This is a genomic window from Polyangiaceae bacterium, assembly GCA_020633205.1.
Taxonomy (GTDB): Bacteria; Myxococcota_A; Polyangia; order Polyangiales; family Polyangiaceae; genus JAHBVY01.
Window position 1 is genome coordinate 90,538 of sequence record JACKEB010000015.1, and the last position, 20,918, is coordinate 111,455.

At 64.7% G+C, this 20,918-nt stretch carries 15 protein-coding genes; 8 read left to right on the forward strand and 7 right to left on the reverse strand.

Annotated features, from left to right (window positions below; all coding sequences use genetic code 11):
- Positions 1-10: 10 nt before the first annotated feature.
- From H6718_23325 to H6718_23345, 5 genes are all read left to right on the forward strand, one after another.
- Positions 11-1,273 carry a hypothetical protein gene (locus H6718_23325; protein ID MCB9588359.1) on the forward strand — a complete coding sequence of 421 codons (1,263 nt, stop codon included), beginning with the start codon at positions 11-13 and terminating at the stop codon, positions 1,271-1,273.
- Positions 1,274-1,286: 13 nt separating this feature from the next.
- Complete coding sequence (locus H6718_23330) at positions 1,287-2,564, forward strand: hypothetical protein (GenBank protein MCB9588360.1); 1,278 nt, start codon at positions 1,287-1,289, stop codon at positions 2,562-2,564.
- A 141-nt stretch (positions 2,565-2,705) separates the two neighbouring features.
- A complete protein-coding gene (locus H6718_23335) occupies positions 2,706-3,212 on the forward strand; it encodes a hypothetical protein (GenBank protein MCB9588361.1) in 507 nt (168 codons plus the stop codon).
- 58 nt (positions 3,213-3,270) lie between these two features.
- A complete protein-coding gene (locus tag H6718_23340) occupies positions 3,271-4,485 on the forward strand; it encodes a hypothetical protein (GenBank protein MCB9588362.1) in 1,215 nt (404 codons plus the stop codon).
- 238 nt (positions 4,486-4,723) lie between these two features.
- The gene (locus tag H6718_23345; protein ID MCB9588363.1) at positions 4,724-5,833 is read left to right on the forward strand and encodes a hypothetical protein; all 1,110 of its coding nucleotides are present in this window, start codon (positions 4,724-4,726) and stop codon (positions 5,831-5,833) included.
- 69 nt (positions 5,834-5,902) lie between these two features.
- On the opposite strand, the gene H6718_23350 is transcribed toward H6718_23345, so the two are convergent.
- On the reverse strand, positions 5,903-6,832 hold the full coding sequence (locus tag H6718_23350) for a LysR family transcriptional regulator (GenBank protein MCB9588364.1): 930 nt from the start codon (positions 6,830-6,832) through the stop codon (positions 5,903-5,905).
- A 217-nt stretch (positions 6,833-7,049) separates the two neighbouring features.
- Here H6718_23350 and H6718_23355 point away from each other — a divergent pair, with 217 nt between their 5' ends.
- Positions 7,050-7,982, forward strand: coding sequence for an alpha/beta fold hydrolase (locus H6718_23355; GenBank protein MCB9588365.1), 933 nt, complete (start codon positions 7,050-7,052; stop codon positions 7,980-7,982).
- A gap of 1 nt (position 7,983) precedes the next feature.
- On the opposite strand, the gene H6718_23360 is transcribed toward H6718_23355, so the two are convergent.
- Positions 7,984-8,211: a hypothetical protein gene (locus H6718_23360; protein ID MCB9588366.1), complete on the reverse strand. Its 228-nt coding sequence runs from the start codon at positions 8,209-8,211 to the stop codon at positions 7,984-7,986.
- 202 nt (positions 8,212-8,413) lie between these two features.
- Here H6718_23360 and H6718_23365 point away from each other — a divergent pair, with 202 nt between their 5' ends.
- Positions 8,414-11,113, forward strand: coding sequence for a penicillin acylase family protein (locus tag H6718_23365; protein MCB9588367.1), 2,700 nt, complete (start codon positions 8,414-8,416; stop codon positions 11,111-11,113).
- 75 nt (positions 11,114-11,188) lie between these two features.
- Here H6718_23365 and H6718_23370 read toward each other — a convergent pair whose 3' ends face one another.
- Complete coding sequence (locus H6718_23370) at positions 11,189-13,036, reverse strand: serine/threonine protein kinase (GenBank protein MCB9588368.1); 1,848 nt, start codon at positions 13,034-13,036, stop codon at positions 11,189-11,191.
- 429 nt (positions 13,037-13,465) lie between these two features.
- Here H6718_23370 and H6718_23375 point away from each other — a divergent pair, with 429 nt between their 5' ends.
- Positions 13,466-14,335 (forward strand): phytanoyl-CoA dioxygenase family protein, encoded by an 870-nt coding sequence (locus H6718_23375; protein MCB9588369.1) that lies wholly within the window; start codon positions 13,466-13,468, stop codon positions 14,333-14,335.
- Between the two features lie 19 nt (positions 14,336-14,354).
- Here the strand turns inward: H6718_23375 and H6718_23380 are convergent, their stop codons facing one another.
- The 4 genes from H6718_23380 to asnB are packed head-to-tail and all read right to left on the reverse strand — an operon-like array spanning position 14,355 to position 20,914.
- The gene (locus H6718_23380) at positions 14,355-15,344 is read right to left on the reverse strand and encodes an AAA family ATPase (GenBank protein MCB9588370.1); all 990 of its coding nucleotides are present in this window, start codon (positions 15,342-15,344) and stop codon (positions 14,355-14,357) included.
- Positions 15,337-18,240 (reverse strand): thioester reductase domain-containing protein, encoded by a 2,904-nt coding sequence (locus H6718_23385; GenBank protein MCB9588371.1) that lies wholly within the window; start codon positions 18,238-18,240, stop codon positions 15,337-15,339. The genes H6718_23380 and H6718_23385 overlap by 8 nt, the downstream gene beginning before the upstream one ends.
- Entirely contained in the window at positions 18,237-19,001 is a 765-nt protein-coding gene (locus H6718_23390) for a class I SAM-dependent methyltransferase (GenBank protein MCB9588372.1), read from the reverse strand. Before H6718_23390 ends, H6718_23385 begins: the two co-directional genes overlap by 4 nt.
- Positions 18,998-20,914 carry an asparagine synthase (glutamine-hydrolyzing) gene (asnB, locus tag H6718_23395; protein MCB9588373.1) on the reverse strand — a complete coding sequence of 639 codons (1,917 nt, stop codon included), beginning with the start codon at positions 20,912-20,914 and terminating at the stop codon, positions 18,998-19,000. Before asnB ends, H6718_23390 begins: the two co-directional genes overlap by 4 nt.
- Between the last annotated feature and the right edge of the window lie 4 nt (positions 20,915-20,918).

Sequence of the window (20,918 nt, forward strand, 5' to 3'; positions counted from 1 at the left end):
CATCGCGATCATGCGTGGCGTTCTGGTTGGCCTTGGAGTGCTCCTCACCTGTGGTTTCGCGAGCTTGGGTTGCTCGAGTTTGCTTGGGCTCGACGAGTTTGGGGAGCCCGAGAACGACGGCAGCTCGGGAGCTGGTGGGACTGGTGGCGCAGGGGGAGCCGGAGCTGCTGGGGGCACGTCTGGAACGGGCGCCATCGGTGCGGGCGGGAACGGGGGAACGGGTGGAGTGGACCCCTACGCCGGGTGCCCCGAGTTCTTCGTCGACACAGCGACTTTCGAACCGAACATCTTCATGTTCATGACGGGTTACGTCTGGCAAACCGAGACCTCACTCGGCAATCCCGAGAAGCTCGATCGCCTCGTCCTGCTCACAAAGCTTGAGACCGTTGGGACCTTCGATCTCGCGGAGGAGCAAAACCATCGCTTCTCCACGTGCGCGACGTGCCTGGAGCTTCGAGTAGACGACGGGTTTGGTCCGAACTTCTACGCCATCCGCGGCACGGTCACCATCGATACCATATCAGAAGAGGCCGAGGCCCCGCACAAAGGGAGTCTTCGCAACGCTGTATTCATCGAGGTTGATAAACAGAACGACGACGAGCCGGTTCCGGATGGTGCGTGCTTCCGGCTCAGCAACCTGTCTTGGGACTTCGAGCGCTTCTCGTACCCAGACAGCACCATCCAAGCCATCACGATGGGGGAAGTCGCGGACCTCTCCAGAGTGACCATTCGTGATGCCGTAGTGACGGGTACGATCGATGGCAACGCAGCCTTTGTTCAGCAGGGTGGTGGTAGGTACAGCGGAATACGAGTCGGCGGGTCCGATTTCCCTGCGGAAGTTGGAGATCAGGTAACTTTTCAGGGACGCGTGATTATCGGCAACGAGACCGATACTCCTACCGTGATCAGCACTCAAACTTCTTGGCTGATCTCCCAATCACCCCACGCGAAGATACCGATCGTGAGCGTGCCTGATTCCTCACTTGCAGAAAAGGGCTGGATGGGGGTTCTCGTTCGGCTGCCGACACCGTTCACAATTTCTCAGGTCGCCGTAGACCCAGGCTACTTCGTCGCGACCCCCGACCAGGGGGATCCTTTCTATATTGCTCGCGACTACTATGACGTGGTGTCCGACCCCGCGTTTCCAGGTATTGCTGACGGCGCTCGCTTTCAGTCGGTTACCGGTTTGGTCTCCATTGGTAACTCTCTGCAGCGAGCCGTGTTTGCGCGCGGAACCGAAGACCTGCAGGGTTACGAGGCTCCTCAGCAGTAGGCAGTGGCTTGATATGACACGGACAATCATTGCCGCCGGCGTATTGATAGCCTTGAGCACTGCCTGCTCGACGCTGATCGGCCTCGATGACTTCCATCCAGCTGGCGCGTCGGAGGGCGGCACGGGGGGAGAAAACGATGGAGGCTCCGGCACCGGAGGAATGGGCGGAACGAGTGGTGGCGGCTCCGCGGGGGACGGTGGCTATGTCGTGCCGAACCCGAACGATTGCATCCGCGCAACACTGTCTGACTCTTTCGTCGTGACTAGCGGTGGGGGTGTCGCGACGTGGCGCATCCCGCTGGCCCTGTCCCTCGGCGATGCGGCCTATGCCGATGAGGTGGAGTTCCGGATTCGCTCTGCGGCCGCGAACAAGCAGTATCAATTCACGCCCGAGTTGCTCAAGTCAGGGGACAAGAATTGCTTCACCTGTGGGCAGATCAATGTGGATGTCGGGAACCCCAACCCGGGGCTCTACTCGGCAGTCGCTGGCACCTTCGACGTTGGGATCCTGGAAGAGAACATCTATCGGTCCCAGCACGCCTTCTCACTGAAAGGCTTCATCTTCGCACAGTCGGAGATCGTGAACGGTCAGCAAACGCCTATCGTTGGTGGGAGCTGCCTGTACGTTCCGACGACCTACCTCGGTCACGACGAAACGAAGACGGCGACCGTGGACGTATCCGAATTGCGCTACAACGCTCCGGAGGAGCAGCCCGTCATCGTCCCCAACGCAACCGTGACTGCGGTCGGAGCCGATAGCGTGTGGGTGCAGACCGGTGCTGGCGAGTATCAAGGGATCCGCGTCACTTGCCTCGGGGAACCACAGCGAACGGCCGGGGTTGCCGCCGGTGATGTAGTGGACGTCGAAGGTATCAAGCAGTGGCTTCCTCCGATCGATCAAACCATCGTTTCGATCTGCAACTCGGGCGGTATCACCGTGACAGGCGTTGGTGCGGGCACTCCGACTGCTATCGACATCATCCAGAGCATCGGCGGCGAGCAGTACGAAGGCGTGCTGGTGCGCATCTCCGGCTCCCTCAGCATCACCGGTGTCACCACCGACGACCCGGTGTTCGGCTCGTTCTACTCCATCGCCGGTACGGAGGAAGGCACCATCGCGGGTCGTCCGTGGTTGTACGACCCGACGCAGGATGCTCAAGCGCTACCGAACTTCGCTAGCGGCGCGACGATGACGGCAGTGGTTGGCATCGTGGACTCGATGACGGACAGCCGTCAGGACCTGATGCCACGCAGCGCCGCGGACTTCGAGAACTACACCCCAGCGCCTTGAGGGGACTACCCTCACCCCCAAAAAAGAAAGGCTGAGAAGCTCGAGGGTGCCCGGGCTGTGCGTAGCGTTTCCGTGGGGCATTGCTATCTGCCGTGGTCGTTGACCTGGCGCGCACCTGCCAGACTAAGCTAGAGTTCGGCCATGTATCGTCGGTCGACCTCTCAGGCCTCGTTCGGCTCGCTCCCACCTGCGTTGCGTGAGGCGTTCGAACGGCATGCGGCGGAGCGGCAGTTGATCCTGAAGGGGGATGAGCGGTGCTGGATCACGCACAGCGAGAACCCACCGGCGAGCGGCTTCTTTGGGAAGCTGCTCAGCAGGCGTGCGAATCATCTCGACCCAGACGTTGAACATGACTCCGCGCTCGTGCTGCACCCAACCTGTCTGTTGGTGGGGACGTCCGGTGCCAAGCGGGGCACTTTCGTGCTCTCGGTGCCGTTGCTGCAAGCTTCAGTCACGCGAGGCTCGGGGCTCGCTGCGCGGTTGGGAACGAGCGTGCCCGGAGTTGCGGATGGCATGAGCATCACAGGTTTTCCGAGCCACGAGGGGCGACTTGGAACCTACTTTTTCGGCCTTGGCAGTGAGCCCGCTGCCGAGGCGTGCTTGAACAGCGTTGAATCAGCCATCTTGGCGGCCAAGAACCCGCGCTGAACGACACGCGCCACTGACCTGGCTCGCTGCCACCTCAGCGGGTTAGGCTCCGCCGCGGATGACTGCCGACAGACCCTCGACGCTGCGCGCCCTTGGGCTCGTGATGCTCCCCATAGCGCTCTTTCTCGAGCGCGGGGTGTACTATCAGTTCCGCGCGGCATTTCATTTCCGCGCGATGGATGCGGGTGCTGACTTCAAGGAGATTGGCGCGGTCATGGCGCTCGGCGTTTGGGTGAGCATCGCTGGCTACGTGATTGGCGGCTTGCTCAGCTTGGTGCGCGGGCAGCTGGCGATCTCGGTTGGCCTGGCTTGCGCGCTGCTTGGGTACTTGCTCATGGCCGTGGCGCCGGGAGGTTGGGCGGCAGCGGAGTTTTTGACCCGTTTCGCCAGTGGTTGCACGATGCTTGGTTTCTACGCCGCCATCGCGGGGGTTGGAGCGAACTTTGGGCAGCGCATGGCTGGGGTGGCGCTGCTGCAGATCGCGGCCAACGTCGGTGGCTTCGTGGGGCCGCTCGGGGCGACCGCATCGCGTATCTCGCCGTGGCTCGCTTACGTTGGGCTTTTCCCTGTGGTATTGGCCATGCTGCTCGCAGCGGCGGACTGGTGGATGGCCAATGGCTGGGAGCGCACTCATCGCCCCACGGAGCCCCCCATGGACTGGCCTCACGGGTTGAGCGTCGCAGGCATCGCCATCCTGGCCGGAGTGCTGTCCGCGCCCGTCGACTACTTCGCCTCGGGCGCGCTCTTCGACGCATTGGGCAAGAGCGGTGTTTCCTCGGGGTTATTCGTCGTGGCGACCCTAGTCTCCGTCGCTGGTGCCCTGATCGCGGGGCTGGCTCTGACGCTCGCAGGCTTGATTGCACCGCGTTCCATGCAGCCGGCGCCGATGGTGGGTGCTGCCCTGTTGTGTACGGGCCTCGGGGGTGGGATTGGGGTTGCTGGTAGCGCGCTCGGAGTCGTGTTGGCGCTTTGGGTCGCGACGTTCTTTGGGGGCCTTGGGAGCACCGTGCTGAGCATCATGCTGCTTGCTCTGGTGGGGAGCGCCTTCAGTCGGCGCTGGGTCGGGCTCGGCCTCCTCGCCTACTTTTCGGCGACTCGTGGCGTTGCGGCGATCTTCTACGCGGTCGGTAGCCTCGGATCGGACTTTGGGATCGTCGTCGGCGGCTTGAGCGCTGGGCTTGCTTTGTTGCTGGGCGTGGTTGCGCTGATCCTGTCGAAGCCCATCGGTGGCTGGCTCGTGAAGGAGCCAGGCGTCGAACCTGCGGCCGCTTGAGCCGCAGCCTGCCTACAGCCGCAGTGACAATTCGGCGCTCCGACTTCTTCTCGGGGCTCCGCCGTTCGACGGAGCCGCTCGCGCTGCACGGGTATTTCCGCGGGGCGTTGAGCGCGGGGTCGGTCGCTTGGCGTAGGCCGCCTGCTGTCAAAATCGAGCTAAATTTGGCTCGATTCGCCTTGTTGGCAAACGTCTTCGGTGGCGGCACAACGCTGCACTGTCGAACGTAGCTTGGAGCGTGACAACACTACGTCGTTCGTTGCCGCCCGTCGCTTGGTTGCTGCTGTCCGTGCTCTGCCTGCAGAGCCTCGGAGCTGCATCATTCCAGATGGAAATAGCTACTCGGGCAAGCGCGGCCGGGCTCTCCCGGTTGGACGCTTGGATGGTGAGTGACCTGGCGCGTTTGTGGGCGTTGCCAGGCTTCGGGTTGGGGGCGCTCGTCAGCTGGTTCCGTCCTCGCATTGCTCTCTGCCTGGGGCTCGCGCTCAGCCTCAGGGCGGCGCTCTACGCCATGCGTGGTGACTGCGACTGGCGGGTGGTGAGCGCCGTCGTTGCGATCGGTGGCGCGTGTAGCTTGATCGCGGTGTATGCGTCGCTGGCGGAGCAGCTAGAGCTGAACAGCGTCGCACAGCGTATGGCACCCGTTGCGTTGTTCGTTTCCGTGGAGCACCTTGCGGCGCTCCTCACCCCCAAAATCGGCGGCTTCGGCGGATGGACTGGCGCCGTGTGCTGGGCCCTCGGCTTGGCTCTGTCATTGGGTGCGGTCAGCGTAAAATCAATGGCCCGTGAGCATGAGCCAACAACGCGCCAAGGTTCCGCTTGGCTCAGCGCAGGCGCGTTGGTGATCTTCGGCGCAATGGGTCTGCCGAACTCCTTCATGACGCCTGGTGAGTTCGAGCCGAGCCGAACCCTGGTGTTCGAGTGGACGCTCTGCCTTGGGTTACTCGCGCTTGGTTTGTTCCGAGGTGTTTGGCTCTCAGCGTGGCGCGCTCTGCTTTTCGGCCTGGCGGTGAGCGCAGGTTGCACTCTGAGCGCGGTCGTTTGCTACGAGCTCCACGTCCCGCTGGTGACTTGGGTGTGGGTCGTGACAGCGGGCCTTGGGGGAGCCGCCCTATATGCCTTCGCTTTTGCGGTGTTGCTCGGAGGCGGACGCCGCGTTTCCGTGGTGATGTTGTTCTGGTTCTTCGGCATCACTCGCGGGGCGTCGTCCTTCTACTACTGGATTCAAGGGCAAGAGATGCCGGGCGGATCCCTTGGGCTGATCGTCGCGCTCTTCAGCGTTCCCCTGCTCGTGGCATTGGCGACCTGGGAGCGACGGTTCACTCGCTGGTTGATGCTGGATGCTTGATTGGGGGGGGGGAGGGGAGCCTCAAGCTGCGCCGCTCAAGAAGCTGCGCCGTTCAAGAAGCAGTGCCGTTCAAGAAGCAGTGCCGTTCGGTACCCGAGCTGCCACCACCCCCGCCAAGAACTCAGTCACCGCGCGCACCCGCGCGTTGTTACGCATGTCCGCGTGAATCGTCTGCCACACCTCGCGGGGCGTAGGGGATGTCTCCGTGCGGATTCGAACCAGCGTGGAATCTCGCTCGGCCACACTGCGAGGCAAGAGAGCGATGCCGAGGCCACAGCTCGCAGCGGCGTAAATCGAGGAGACACTGTCCGAGCGAAAGGCGATGGTGGCGCCGTCCAGGCGCTCCTCCAGCCACTGGTTCTCGACGTTGAAGGCGCGGGAGTCCGCGAACATCAAGACCCGGTGGCCCTTGAGGGACTTCTCTGCATCCTCGGGGATACCGCAGTCGAGGGAGTAAACGCCTGCAGCGTACAGCGACAAGTCGATCTGCGCGATGCGCTTGGTGATCACATTGTCTTCCTTTGGGCGACTCAAGCGCAGCGCGACATCTGCCTCGCGGCGTGTGAGATTCACGCTGCGCTGGGTGCAGGACAGCTCCAAGGTGATGCCCGGGTGTTTCGTGTGGAAAGTCCTGAGATGGGAGGCGATGAAGCGCGTCGCGAGCATTTCCGTGACGCTCACCCGCACGCTGCCCTTGAGCCGCGTGTCTGCGCCGGTGAGGCGCCGCTCCGCTCCAAACGCCTCGGCCTCCATGCGCTCTGCGTGCTGCACCAGCTCGACCCCAGCGCTGGTGGGGATGTAGCCATCCGGCGTGCGGTCGAAGAGTCGCGCCCCGACTTGCTCCTCCAGGGCGCTCAGGCGTCGACCTACGGTGGTGGCGTTCACCTTGAGCTCCGAAGCCGCACGCGCGAGGTTGCTGTTGCGGTGAAGAGCCAGAAAAAAGCGCAAATCATCCCAGTTCAGCATCGCTTGCCACGCCTCCGCAGGTCTGAGCTGCATACTTGCAGCAACCGATCCGGGTTCGGGACCCCCATGTTCGACACATCACAGCGCACCTGGCGTAGCGCCGGGGCGCAAGTGCCTGGAGGCGGTCATGGGTGTTTTCCACAGCGGCAGCATAACGCAAAGATCGACGAACACTGCAGCAGACTTGGGGCCCCAAGGGGCTCCGTCTGGCTCTGAAGAGCAGCGCGCGGTTGGGCATCGCTTGAAGATCGTGGAACGCGAAATCGAGCTCGAGGCGGCGGATGACTACCTGATTGGCGCCACCAGCTTCGAGCCGCTCGGGGAGGTGCGCGCGACGTTGCTCATCCACGGTGCGACCGCCGTGCCCCAGACGTACTACGCCAAGTTCGCGCGCTTCGCCGCAGCGGAGGGTTTCCGTGTGGTGACATACGACTACCGTGGCATCGGTCGTTCGCGACCGGGCACCTTGGTCGGCTTTGACGCCTCGATGCACGACTGGGCCGAGCTTGACGCGCGCGCGGCGATCCAGTGGGCCAAGGCCCAGGGGGGCGCGCTCTTTGGCATCGGTCACAGCTTTGGCGGGCAACTGCTGGGACTGATCGACGAGAGCCACGAAGTGGACGCGATGCTGCTGGTCGGCGCGCAGCTCGGGTACTTCGGACACTGGGAGCTGCTCGGCCGTGCAAAGCTTGGGCTGGTCTGGCACTTGCTGGTGCCCACCACGACCAACGTCTTTGGCTTCTGGCCGGCACAGCTCGGCTTGGGGGTCGACCTACCGAAGGGGGTAGCTGAGGAGTGGGCCCGCTGGTGTCGCACCCCAGGATATTTCCTTGGAGAAAATCAAGGCGCCCGTGAGCGCTTTGCTCGCTTCCGCGCGCCTACCCGCCTGTACACCTTTTCCGATGACGATTTCGCTCCGCGGAGAGCCGTGGGAGCGCTGTCGCGGGTGATTGGGAGCCGCCCCGACTGGGTGCATTTGCGCCCGCGCGACTTGGGCGTGGAGGAAGTCGGACACTTCGGCTTCTTCAAGCCTCGCTTCAGCGAGACCCTTTGGCGCGATGCGTTGGACTACTTCTCGTCGCAGCTGAGTGGGGCCGCGACGACCCTGCTCCAAGGGCGGCGCAAAGGCATGGAACTCGACTGGGCTGGAGTCCTAGCCGACCTCAACTTCGGCCGGAGCTAGCTCACGTCGGCGGGCGCTCGGAGCGCTGAGGTAGCCAGTCACCGTCTGGTAGCAGGCGACCATCAGGCATTTTTCCCTGGGAGGCGAGCTTGTACCGCTCGCAGCGCTCGAAGCGTGAGTTGCAGTACTGGTGCTGAAAGACGCGCAACGCCGCCCGATTCTGGAACTCCGCGAACATCGGACAACGCTTCGCGTTAGGGCAGCTCTCACGCTCGGGGCGGTCGTTCATCGGGGTCCTTGCTGGAGCGCATGCTCCGATCGTTCAAACGGGTGGTGGCAGCCATGCTTGAGGCTCTTTGAGGCTCCGCGTGTGGTACAGATCCGCGATGGCTGCTCGGGCATATCTTCGTGGTAATAACCTCCCTCGCTTATCGGACCGAAACTGCAATTCGTCCAGTTCACGCCGATCTCACCTCAGGCTGAGACGTAGCTTGGGCTTCGGCACGCTGCTGGCTGCCGTGGCGTTGCTCGGAGGTGGGTGCGGAGAGGACGAAGCGGTCAACGGGGGCGGGAGCAGCGGTCCGCCTGCCGGCTCGCCCTTTGCGGCGAATCGTGAGCCCGACGAGGTGACCAAGCGGCCAGGCATCTCGAAGCCTGTGGAGATCGTCACCGACGAGTTCGGTGTGCCGCATATCTTCGCGGAAAACGAGAAGGACGCGATCTACGCCAACGGCTACATCCACGCTCGGGATCGCCTGTTTCTGATGGATGCGTTCCGCATGCTCGGGCAGGGCAGGGTTGCGGAGCGCATCGGCGACGCCGGCCTACCCTTCGACCTGACCTTCCGCGCCACGTTCATGACCGCGGACGGAGAGCAAGTGGCCGACGCGGTGGTAGCTCAGCTCCCTGCGGAGACCATCGCCCTCCTGGAGGCCTACTCCGCTGGCGTGAATGCCTATTTGGCTGAGCTCCGCGAGGGCAAGTATCAGCTGCCCCCGAGCTACGGCACGGCGCTACTCAAAGACGTGACTCCCGCGGACATCGACGAGTGGCTGCCGCGGGATACGATTGCGGTGGCGCGCGTCATGGAGTGGCAGCTCACCGACGGCGGAGGTGATTTCGATCAGTATGTCGCCGAGCGGATCCAGAAGCTGCCGCCGGACCTATTTGCTGATCTGGTTCGCTTCCAGCCGAGCGACCCCACGGTGATCTTGCCGAACTGGTTCGGCTCGGCGCAGAAGGTGACTCCCAAGGAGCCCAGCCTGCTCGGGCTCAACCCCAAGGATCCCAAGCACCTCGCGGCTTACGCCAAAGCGCAGAAGAGCCTGGCCGGGATCGACTTCAGCAAGATCACTCACCACGACTCTCCGCTCTTGGGTGGCGGGATCGAGCGCGACTCTATCGGCTCCAATAACTGGGTGATCGGGGGAGAGCACACGGAGAGCGGATACCCGATCATCGCGAACGATCCTCACCTGGCGTTCGTTCAGCCCGCTCAGTTTCATCACGCGCAGATCGACACCGCGCTCTACGGTGGCGATACCGGCACCAGCGCGATTGGTATCAGCGTCGCCGGTGTCTCTGGCATCGTGATCGGGCACACCCAGAACGTGGCCTGGGGTGGCACCGTCGTTGGCTGGGATGTGACGGATATCTACGTGGAAACTTTGAATGACGCGGGTGACGCCGTGTTGTTCAACGGGGAGTACGTCCCGATCAAGCGCTACGAGCAGACGTTCAAGGTCGGCGTCGGTGCCGCAGCCCACGAGGAAACGGACGTCATCGAGTACGTGCCTCATCACGGCCCGATCCTCGGAGGCTCCAAGGGAAACGGCAAGGCGCTGTCCATCAAGTGGACCGGTCGCATGCTGGACAACGAGGTCAAAGGCGTGATCGGCCTGCTCTACTCCAAGAGCGTCGATGACTGGGCTGCCGCTCTCGACAACATGAGTGTGCTTGCGCAGAACTGGAATGGCGCAGACACCGCCGGCAACACCGCCTACCACCCCCATGCGTTGGTCCCCGTGCGCAAGAGCGTGAGCGGCGACTGCGCCCCCTACAAGCCGATGGACGGCACTGGCCCGTGCGAGTGGGAAGGCTTCATCCCAGATGATCGCATCCCCCAGAACAAGAACCGCGAAAACGGCTGGCTGGTCACGGCGAACAACGACGTGGCAGGCACGTTGCAAGACAACGACCCCACCAACGACCCGCAGTACTTGGTGGCGGAGCGCGCGATTGGTTTCCGCGCGGGACGCATCACGCAGTTGATCGAGGAGCAGATCGCCTCGGGCAAGAAGTTCACGCTGGACGATATGCAGAGGATCCAGGCGGACAACTTGAGCCTCGAGGCAGAGCGCATGCGCGACTTCCTGCTCGCCGCAGCGGACGCGCTGCCTGCGCGGGTGACGGAGCTGAACCTGACGGATGCCATCGAGCGCCTGCGCAACTGGAAGCTGACCACGCCGAGCGGTGTCGATGCTGATTACCGCACGGATTCCGGTCCGAGCGCTGAGGAAATCGACGAGAGCGTCGCCTCGAGCATCTTCTTCGCGTGGCTACCTCGCTTCCGCAACGCGGTGTTCGACGACGAGCTGGGGGAGTACGACACCTCCCTGGGCTCCACCGATAAGGCACGCGCGATGTTCAACCTGCTGGAGCATCCGGATCTCACCGCCACCGGCACCTCGCTCTTCGACGACGTAACGACGACGGACGTGGTGGAGACCAAGGACGAGCTGATGCTCCAGGCGATGGCCGACGCGCTGACGTTCCTGGCCGGGAAGAACGCCTTCAACTCCAGCGACATGACCACCTGGCGCTGGGGTCAGCTCCACGGCATGCAGATTAAGGACCTGTTCGGTCTGTTCTCAGGAACCGCGTTCATCACCCGCGGTCCGTATCCGCGGGGAGGCAGCAACTACACCGTGGACGTCGCCGGGCAAGGCGGCAGCACGACCAACTTCATCTATGGCAGCGGCCCGCAGATGCGCTTCGTGGCGGAGCTCCGTCCCGATGGCATCGTGAGCCGGAACGCGCTCCCCGGCGGTCAATCTGACGACCCAGAGTCCAAGCACTACGAAGACTTGCTCAAGATGTGGCTGCGAAACGAGAGCTTCCCCTACTACTTCAAGCCGGAAGACGTCGCGCAGCACATGGAGACGTACGAGCTGTTCTCCCCCGCAAAGTAGCCCACGGTTACTCAACGTTTGGGGGTGAGGAACGACGTCGCGCTCTCACCCCCAAACGATCAGCGGCTGAAGGCTTCAGCTACGGGGCGGGTCGCTTCCAGCCTTCTTGCTGACCTGCAGGCGCCCGCTGTGACGCTCGGCGGCTTTCATCTTCGCGCTGGTGCGCTCACCGCTCGAGGAGACGGGCGCAGCCGCGCGCATCTTTCCCGACGATGATCGGCTGTCGGGGACCAACGCCCGCAAGCGCCACAGCCTGACCAGCAGCTGCCGCTCCACCTCTGCGATGCTGTCGAGCGCCGGGCCAACCAGCGCCACCGGCAAGACCACGCAGAGCAGGCTCCCGAGCGCGATGAACCCGAGCACAACGGGCTTCGTCATCCGCAAAGTTTCCGAACGGATAATCAGTGCGTCGCCGGTAAACTCGTGGGTCACCGGCAGGTAGCCGAGTTGCCCCACGGCGATGGTACCCGCCAGAGCGAGACAGCCAATGCCTGCCAAGAGCACGCGCACGCTGGAACCCGAGCGGGCATTCACCGTGGAGACGAAGGCCAGCGCGACCAACAGCGTGGGCACGAAGAGCAACGGCCCGACGAACAGCGCGAAGCTCGCTGCGAGCGCCGCGACCAGGAAGGTGCTGAAGGCGTAGTTCCAGCGCGAGTTCCAGCCACGTTCCCCCGCCCGCCAGACGTAGAGCGAGGTCAGGCTGATCAACACCGCAGGCGGAGCGAGCACCCAGTATTCTCGCACCCCGCTCGCAAGCCACAGGAGCAGCGCGGACGAGGCCAGCATGAAGAGCGGCGCCGAGCGCCGAGCGCTGATGCGACGCTGGCGAACTTGCGCCTTGTTCACCTGCTCGGTGACTTCCGGCGGCGCCTCTCGGGCGGGCGCCATGAGCAGCGCGAGCATGGTCTCGGTGGCCTCGGGTTGATCTGGGTCGAGCACCAGAGCGGTGTTCAGGCGCCTCAGCGCGACCGCCCGGGCTTCCTCCACGCCTCCTGGATGCGTGCCAACCATCGCAATCCGCGCGGCAATGCGCTCCTTCTGCGCGGCCTCGCGCCGACGCTCACGTTCGGCGTCGTCGTGGATGATCTTCTCCAGCTCTTTGACCAGCTCGCCGGCGTGCTTGAAGCGCATGCGGGACTCGAGCTGCGTCGCACGAACACACAGCTCGTCCAGTGGCTCGGAGATGCGCGCGTTGGGCGCTCGCTCGCTGGGCCTGCGATCGGTCATGCGCAGCGTCGAGTCGAGCAGCTCCTCCGTGGTGTCTCCCAGGTTCATGCGGTCGAGGGTCAACACTTCGAAGAGGATCGTGCCCAGGGCGTACACGTCCGCGGCGGGAGTGACCTCCGCGCTGCGCCCGAGGGCTTGCTCCGGTGGCATGTAGCCGGGCGAGCCGAGCTGAACACCGACGCCCGTGTCGTCGGGGCGTGGCGGCTCGCTCTCCATGCCGACGCCGCTCCAGCGGATCTCGTCTTCAGGGTCGAGGATCTTCGCGACGCCCCAGTCGATGACGTACACCTCGCCGAAGTCGCCGACGATGATGTTCGAGGGCTTGAGGTCGCGATGTACGACGCCCCGGCTGTGCGCGAACGCAACGGCCTGACACGCTGCAGCGAAGACCGCGAGTAGTTTGCTACGCGGAAAGTCGCGCTCGGTGCCGAGGTCGCTCTGGCGAAGCTTGGTGATGACGTCGGCCAAGGTCTTGCCGTGCACGCGCTTCATCACGAAGTACGGCACGCCCGCCTTGGTCTGGGAGATCTCGTGTACCGGAACAATCGAGGGGTGCTCGAGTTGTGCCTGGATCAAACACTCCCGCTCGAAGCGTCGACGGAGCTCCGGCTTCTTCGCAGTGCGGAGCGTCATCGTCTTCACTGCGACGGTGCGACCAGCGACGCAGTCGTGGCAGAGCCGCACCTCGCCCATGGCTCCCTTGCCTAACAGCCGGCCAACCTTGTACCGGCCGTCGAGCCAACTGTTAGTCTCGGGTTCGACGAGGGGCGTTGGGGTGTGCGTGGACGCGTGCGAGTCCGGCAGGTCCGTCGGCGTGATGGGTCGCACCACTTGCCGGTTTCGGAACTGAACTCGGAGGTCAGAAGACGAGTCGTGCCGCACCAGTCGTCGATCTTAGCTCCAAGCCCTGAGTCAGCGCGGGCACTTTTCCGTTTCGCCTTGGATCGGCCTTAACGGGTGGGCGCAGGTGGGTGGATCGGGGGGCAGCAGGCACGCATTTGACTCACTGGGTCAAACCCGCGCGGATAGCGATTATCGGGATGGAAACACGCGTTGCGAGAACGCGACTCGCTGGTCTGGCTTTGCCGGGAACCGTCGTCACTTTCGTTGGTAGCATGCGGCATGGGCGGGTTTCAGCTACGACACCATTTCCGTGCCAAGCAACAGGCGGCGGTGGAAGCGGACCAATTGGTCGGGGCCGAGCTCGAGCGCCGCGTGCATGGCGGCGACCTCGTCGTGTTCCAGCGGAACGAACTCACCGCCGAGCTCGTGGCGCGCGTACGCGCTGAGATACGCAGCTGCTTCCCAGAACTGGAAACGAACTGGGATGACTTGAGCCTGTGGCCGTGTCGTCTGCTCGAGTTCGACAAGCTGGCTCAGGTGCGTGAGGGCTTGTACTCCGATCCGAAGCTCCACCAACTTGCCGCGCGGATTATTGCATCGGCCGGTTTCGATCCAGTCACGTGTGTGGATGCGCCTCGGCTACGCGTGATCAATCACGAAGCCGAGCAGCTCCCTGAGGCGGCGCCGCTCTTCGTGGTGCATCGGGATACTTGGTACGCCTGCCCGGAGTCGCAGATCAACTGGTGGATCCCCATCTTCAAGACTCCCGTTGAGCAGGCGTTTGCGTTCTACCCGGAGCACTTCGATCGAGAGGTCGCAAACACCTCCAAGAGCTTCGACTACGAAGACTGGATGAAGCGCGTCGGTTGGCACGGGCGGACGGCCCTGGACGACTACCCAGCGCCTACCCGCTATGAGCCTGAGACCAAGCCGTTGCGCTTCGACTTCGAGGCGGGGGACCTCTTGCTCTTCTCGGCGGCTCACCTTCACCGCACCCTGCCGAACCCCGTGGCGGGGTCGAGCCGTGTGAGTTTAGACTTCCGCACGGTAACGCCCGGCGTGCGTGGCGCACGGAACGTCGACAATGGCTCCGGGGGCGCCCTCGAGCGGGTGCGGCGGGAGTTCGTGCCGCTGCGTTATTTGGTTTGAGCGCTACTTGGTATGAGCACTAGACAGTAGAGTTGGATGTCCAGGGTAGGGCACGCTGGATGGCCTCGACTGCGGTTTGAAAGCGTGCTTCCCAGTCGCCGTGGAGTGTGACCACTTGCGTTTCGTCCAACAGCGCGCGGCGCAGTAGATCCTGGTAGGGCGCTCGAGTCGTTTCCGCGACCCGATGGCTATCGCTCACGAAAGGCACGTCGGCAGCGCACACCAGCGTCAGGGCGTAACGTCGGCTACTAGCGAGCTCCTGGATTTGGGGGTGAGGTGCCTTGAAGAGCAACTCGTGCCAGAGCGCGGTGGTGGTGGCGCACGTATCGCAGATGAGGAGGCGGTTCGCGTGGCGAGCTAGGCTGTCTTCGCTGGCGAGCTGGCCCTTGGCGAAGTCTTGCAGCAGCTCGGGGGTGAGCTCGCGCGCGGGCTCGGCGCGAAGCATGCTCTCCGCGAACTCGGGGACTGCGCGCGTTTTGAAGTGTTCGGCGAGGCGCCTCGCCAGCTGACTCTTCCCGGTAGACTCAGCGCCCATCAGCCGAACACGCGCCGCGAAGTGCGCGCGAACGGGGGCAGGGAGGTACTCCCAGTGCTGCCACGGCGCCTTGCGGATGGCGGTGCCTGAAATTGGGAGCGCGCTCCGCCAACCATCGAGAGGAATGAAGCGCGCGCCGAGCTCCGCCGCCAGGCGGCCGCCGTAGGGCTCCGAGGCGACGACGTAGTCTGGAGGGCGCCCGAGGCAACGCAGCAGGCTCTGCCGCCAGATCTGCCAAAAGTCTGGGCGTTGGGGGGTTGGCTCCTGCGGGTTCAGGTCGCGCAGGGTGAGGACCTCGCTGCTCGGGCACAATTCGCGCAGCCACGCTGCGCGCAGCGCGACGGGGATCGATTCCTCGGGGATTTCTTCGACGACGACCCGCGCCTTTCCAGCGAAGCGCTGCGCGAACTCGATCAGGTGCAGGTGACCCGCGTGAGGGGGCAGGAACTTCCCAAGTACCAGTGCCTCAGCCATGGGCGCCCTCCAGGATGTGTGCTGCGTAGCGATTGAGGAGGGTTTGAGGGGTACCTGGCGGCCTCACCCCAAAATCCGCGAGCTGCTGCTCAGCGCGTGAACAATCGAAGCGCACGCCGGTGGCTTGAAATAGATCGAGGCCGCGCCGGGTGTCGAGGCGGGTTGCCTGGGTGGTGCGGGTGGTCGCGAGGGCTAAATCCGCCTGCTCGACTGGGTTCGTGTGAGCGCGTAGGCGTGCCTCAAAAGTTTCCGTGTGGACAAGTTTGATGTCGGCCCCTGCGTGATTCAAGGCGCCCACCCAGCGCTCCAGGCTGACGCTGCCGTTGCTCAGGTGGTAGCGACTGAAGGCTCTGGAGTGCCCATGAGTGATCAGCGTGGCCCAGGCGTGGGCGGCGTAGTCCACCGGCGTCAGGTCGAAGGCTAGATCTGCCTGCGGCGCGCAGCCCAGGGACGCGAAGGAGCGGCTCACTCGAGTGAGCCAGTCGTCACTCGGAGCATACGCGGTATGGCTGTCCCCGGTGATCAAGCCGAAGCGATAGCAGCTGATGCCCTGCTGGTCCGCGCCGAGCTCGAGCAAGCGCTCGGCCGCCCATTTGCTCTGGGCGTAGCCACCGCTGACCTGCGCGGAGAGATCGAGGTCGTGGTCCTCAAAGCATTCCGTGGGGCAACGATTGGTGGCGGAGAACACCGACAACGTGGAGGCATAGTGCAGGCGCGCCACACCGGCGAGGCGACAGAAGCGCAGCACCTCGGCCGTGCCGACCACGTTGGCTGGTCGCATGACCGAGTAGGGCAACACCAGGTTGACGCGAGCTGCACCGTGAATGACTTCGCGGGTCTGAGTGCGCAGCTGTTCGTACTCCGCCTGAGCCAAGCCGAGCTCTGGGCGTGACACATCGCCTACCAAGCAGCGCAGCCTCTCACCCGCGAGGCGAGCAAACGCGCCCGGCAGATGGGCGTCGCAGGCGGCCTGGACGCGCTCTCGTGCGTGCTCAGCGTTCCGCGCGCGCACCAGCACCACGAAGCGCCGATTCGGGTTCTGCTCCAGTAGGGAGAGCAAGCAGCGCGCCCCAAGGAAACCCGTGGCGCCGGTGACCAGGGTCCATGGGCGAGTTCCAGAATTGCCCCGTGGAATAACTTGAGCGATGCGCTCCAGGCAGGAACGCGCGTCTTCGTTCAGAACGGTGGCCGCAGCGTCTGTCTGCAGCGCCGTGCTCGTCTGCAGCGCAGCGTTCGTCTGCAGCGCAGCGTTCGTCTGCAGCGCAGTGTTCGTCTGCAGCGTAGCGAGCGGAAGATCCGAGGCGAGTTGCTCCGGCTGGAGGTTGAGACCCAGGCTCTCCGCCTGGCTCAGCACCTCGAGCACACCGAGGGAGTCCCCGCCTTGTGCGAAGTAGCTCTTGTCAGGGTCTAAGTGACCGAGCTGGGCGCGTACTATCTCGAGCAGATCTCGAGGCGCCTGCTGCTGGTCTGCCGCCAGCTGCCCAAACAAGCTCCCCAGATCGAGCTTGCCGCTGGTCGTTTCCGGGAGGTCATGCTGGAAGCGGTAGTCCGTCGGGTGCATCCAGCGTGGCAAGCGCTCGTTCAAATGGGCGCGTAGCGCGGCCTCAGCGCTCACATCAGCTGAAACGACGGCGACAAGTCGGTCTTCATACACGCCAACGTAGGCGCGGGAGCAGGCGCCGCTCTTGACCAGCTCAGCTTCGACCTCTTCCGGGGCGATCAGCTGGCCCCGCCACTTGAGCTGGCGGTCGACGCGGCCCGTGAAGTAGAGCCGCGTGCCCTCGCGCTCGACACGGTCGCCGCTGCGGTACCAGCGCTTGCCGGCGTGCTCGATGAAGCGTTGAGCGTCGAGCTCCGGCGCCTGCCAGTAGCCGCGCGCCAGCTGATCGCCTGCGATCCACAGCTCACCCGCTGCGGCGTCCTCTTCCCCGATACGGTACTCCACAGCCGACAACGGCTCACCGATGTACGGGCGCTCGTAGTCGCGGTGCCACCTGAGGAGGCTCGTGCAGATGGAACACTCCGTTGGGCCATACACATTGATGAGGCTGAGCTTGCGTGCCCAAGCCGCGGCTGAGGTCAGGTCTGGCGCCTCACCGCCGATGATCACGCAGCGCAAGCACTCCGGGAGCTGATCCGCGGGGATGCGCGGCAGGAGACTCGGCGGCAAGTCGACGTGGGTGATGGCGCGTTCACGCAGCGAGGCGAGCAGCTTCGCCGGGGTGAACGCGGCATCCAGCTCGGGCGCCAGGTGCAGCTCACCACCGGCCAAGAGACAAGTGAAGACATCGGACAGGCTGGCGTCGAACGCCGGCCGCAAGAGCCACAGGCAGCGTGCCGCGTTGTGGAGATCGAAGGCGCGGACCTGATCGCCGATCACATGCGGCAGCCCGCGATGCTCGAGCATCGCTCCTTTGGGTGCCCCGCTCGAACCCGATGTCCAACACACATAGGCGAGCTCCGATGGCTCCCGCTGGGCATGGCGCCGCGCATCCTGCCAGCTCGGAGGCCCGGGCTTGTTTCGGGGGAACCAAAGCTCCGTGAGGCCGCTCTCGTCGCAGCTCGCGCCACCGCTTCCGCGCAGCAAGAGCACTGGCCGCAGGCGCTTCAAAATCTCGCTGCTTCGCGCCTCGGGCAGACTCGGATCCAGGGTCGAAAAGGCCGCGCCAGCGAACCAACAGGCGAGCCAGGCCGTGACCAGCTCCTTTGACTTCGGCAAGGCCAAGGCCACGAGCTGGCCACGCGCCGGCTCGAGCTCGTTAGCAAGCTCCAGCGCTGCCCCGAAGAGCTCGGCATAGCTCGTCGTTTCCGTGGGGCTAACGATCGCTGGCGCGTCACCACGCGTTGCTGCGGCGTCGACGAGCAGCGCTGGCAGGCTCCGCCAGCCTGTTGTCATGCGCGCCTCGCCAGCACCAAGCAGCGCGGACTCGCGAGGCTCAGCGCCTCTCCCTCTGCACTGCCAAACAGCCTCAGAGGCGCGAATCCCGCGTCTTCAAGCATCCGACACAGCTCGCGGGGCAGGTAGAGGCGCGTGGTGGTGCGGGGCAGTTCCGTGGGCGCGCCATCGGTCTCTTGGAGGCGCCAGATCTGGTGCAACGCCCCGCGTCGCAGGTCGAGCTCGGAGGTGCGGGTGATCTGCACCTGACGCCCGTCGCGCTGTCGGGTGTAGCTGAACTCCGGCTTGAAGCCGGCCAGTACCCCAGCGACGTTGTAGTAGTCGAGCAGGAACAGCGCACCGGACCTCAAGCTGGAAGCCGCGGCGTTGAGCATCGCCTGATTCTGAGAATCCTCGAGGAAACAACCGAAGCCCGTGCCCCAGTTGAAGCCGGCGTCGCACGCTTCCTGCGTGCTCCAGGCAGAGGCGTCCGCGGCGCTGAACGCGACGGAGAGTGCCTGCTCCCTTGCTGCCGCTGCTGCTGCGCTGATGAAAGGCTGACTGATGTCGACCCCGTAGCCACGGGTACCTCGTCGAGCGAGCTCGAGGCTCAGGCTACCGTCGCCGCAGCACTGGTCGAAGACCAGGGCGCCCGGCGTGAGCTCGAGCCACTTCCAGAGGCGATCTGCGATGCGCGTTGTTGCTTCGCCCTGGGTGAGCACGGCTTGCGTCAGCGGGTGTTGATAGAAGTCCCTCACCCAGAGGTCGCGTTCGCTGGTCATGCTTGCTCCAACCTGAAGGCTCGACCCAGGGCGTGCGCCGTGGCAACCAAAAACAGCGGCGGCCCCCAAGCGCGATGGACCTCTGCCGGGGCGTTCTCCAAGGTGTCCAGCCGCTTTGCTACCAGCTGCGGGTCAAAGAAAGTCCGCGCGGAAAAGCCGGCGGGGTTCAGTAGCGTGCGCAGTGCAGCGCGCACCTCGGCGTGTTCGGTCAAGTTCGGCGCCAAGAAGGGGTGCTTGCGCCGGGTGCGAATCGCCTCGGGCACAAAGCCCCGCACGGCCTCCCGCAGCAGCCACTTTTCCTCGCCATTGCGGATGCGCCGCGCGACGGGCAACTGCCTCATGCAGCGATACAGCTCGGCATCCAAGAAAGGCAGCCGAGACTCCAAGCCGTGAGAGCCGAGCAGTCGGTCTGACAGCGTCGGCAAGATGTAGCCGCCGAGGGCGAGGCGGGTCCACAGCGTGGCTCCAATGTCGACTGGGGCACGCCCGCGGAGCCGCGACAGCTCCGGTCCCTGACTGAACGTTTCGAGCGCCTGTTGCGCGAGCTGGTCTCGCCCCGCCCGGGCCATGCTGCAGACGCGCCCACCAAGCTCGAGCTTCGCCTGCAGAAAGGTCGGCAGGCAGCCCAGCCGGGCCTTCAGGGGGTGAGGGTCGAGCTGGGGCACGCCGTCTGCCACGTTCAGCTCCGGGCCCTCCGCCAGCATCAAACCCCGCACCGCCTGTTCCAAAGCGTTGCCGCCCGGATTCAATGGATTCAGCCCGAGATCGGCGCGCAGATGGGGGTAGCCGTAAAGCACCTCGTCCGCGCCTTCACCGGAGAGCACCGACTTGAAGCCTGCGGCGCGAATGGCGCGATCGAGGGCGTGGTGTGCCACCAAGTGCCCGTTCACTGCCAAGCCTTCGCCTGCCCGCGCTGCAGCCTCGAGACCGTGCACCAAGTCGAGCGCCGTCAGGCTGACGACTTCGCTCCTTGCTCCGACTTCCGCGGCGCTGGTCCGCGCGAGCTCCAGCTCGTCCAACGGGCTGCCCGGGAAGCTCGCGGTGAACGTGACGAGGTCCGTCGGCGCTGTGCGGCCGCGCCGCTGAAGCTCTCGCGCGGCGCCCAGTACAGCGGCGGAGTCGACGCCGCCCGAGAGGTGGAAGCAAACGCGGGCGTCGCTCACCAGGCGCCGCTCGACGCTGTCCAAAAATACCTCGCGGAATCGCTCGACGTCTTCAGCCTCCGTGTTTGGGCTGGCATCAGCCGAGTCGAAGTCGGGTGCGCCCCAGTCCTCGAGTTCGAGGCTCTCCCCACGGAGCGTCAGCAGGTGACCTGGCGGGAGCATGCGCACACCGGCAAACGGCGTGCGATCCGGCGGTAAGTACTGCATCGCGAGGGCGAGGCCCATGGCCTCTTCGTCCCAGGCCTTGGGAACACCCAGCGCAAACAGCGCCGCTGCGGTGCTCGCCAAGTAGAACGCGCCGCCGTGAAAGGCGTAGACCAACGTGCGCGCGCCGAAGCGATCCCGATACGCCCAGAGTTCGTGGGTGTCCTCGTTGTAGGCGACGGCGCCTAGCTCGGCGTTCAAGCGAGGGAACATCGCCTTGCCCCAGTGAGCAACGCCGTGCAGCAGGACCTCGCTATCTGAATTCGTGCGGAAACGGGCCCCTGCGGAAGCCAGTTCACTCCTGAGCTCGGTGCCGTAGATCTCCCCGTTGGCCGCCACGGCCCAGGGGTGCGCGACGAGGGGCTGCGCGCCGCCCGCGGGGTCCATGACCGCGAGGCGGGTGTGGGCCAGCGCGCAGCGCCCATCTCTCGAGACGTAGCTCCCGCTGCCGTCGGGACCGCGGCTCGCCAGGCTGTCGAGGGCTGGACGCAATGCGTCCCGTTGGACGCCACCGCTCGGGTGGAGGATCAGCGCGATGCCACACATGAGC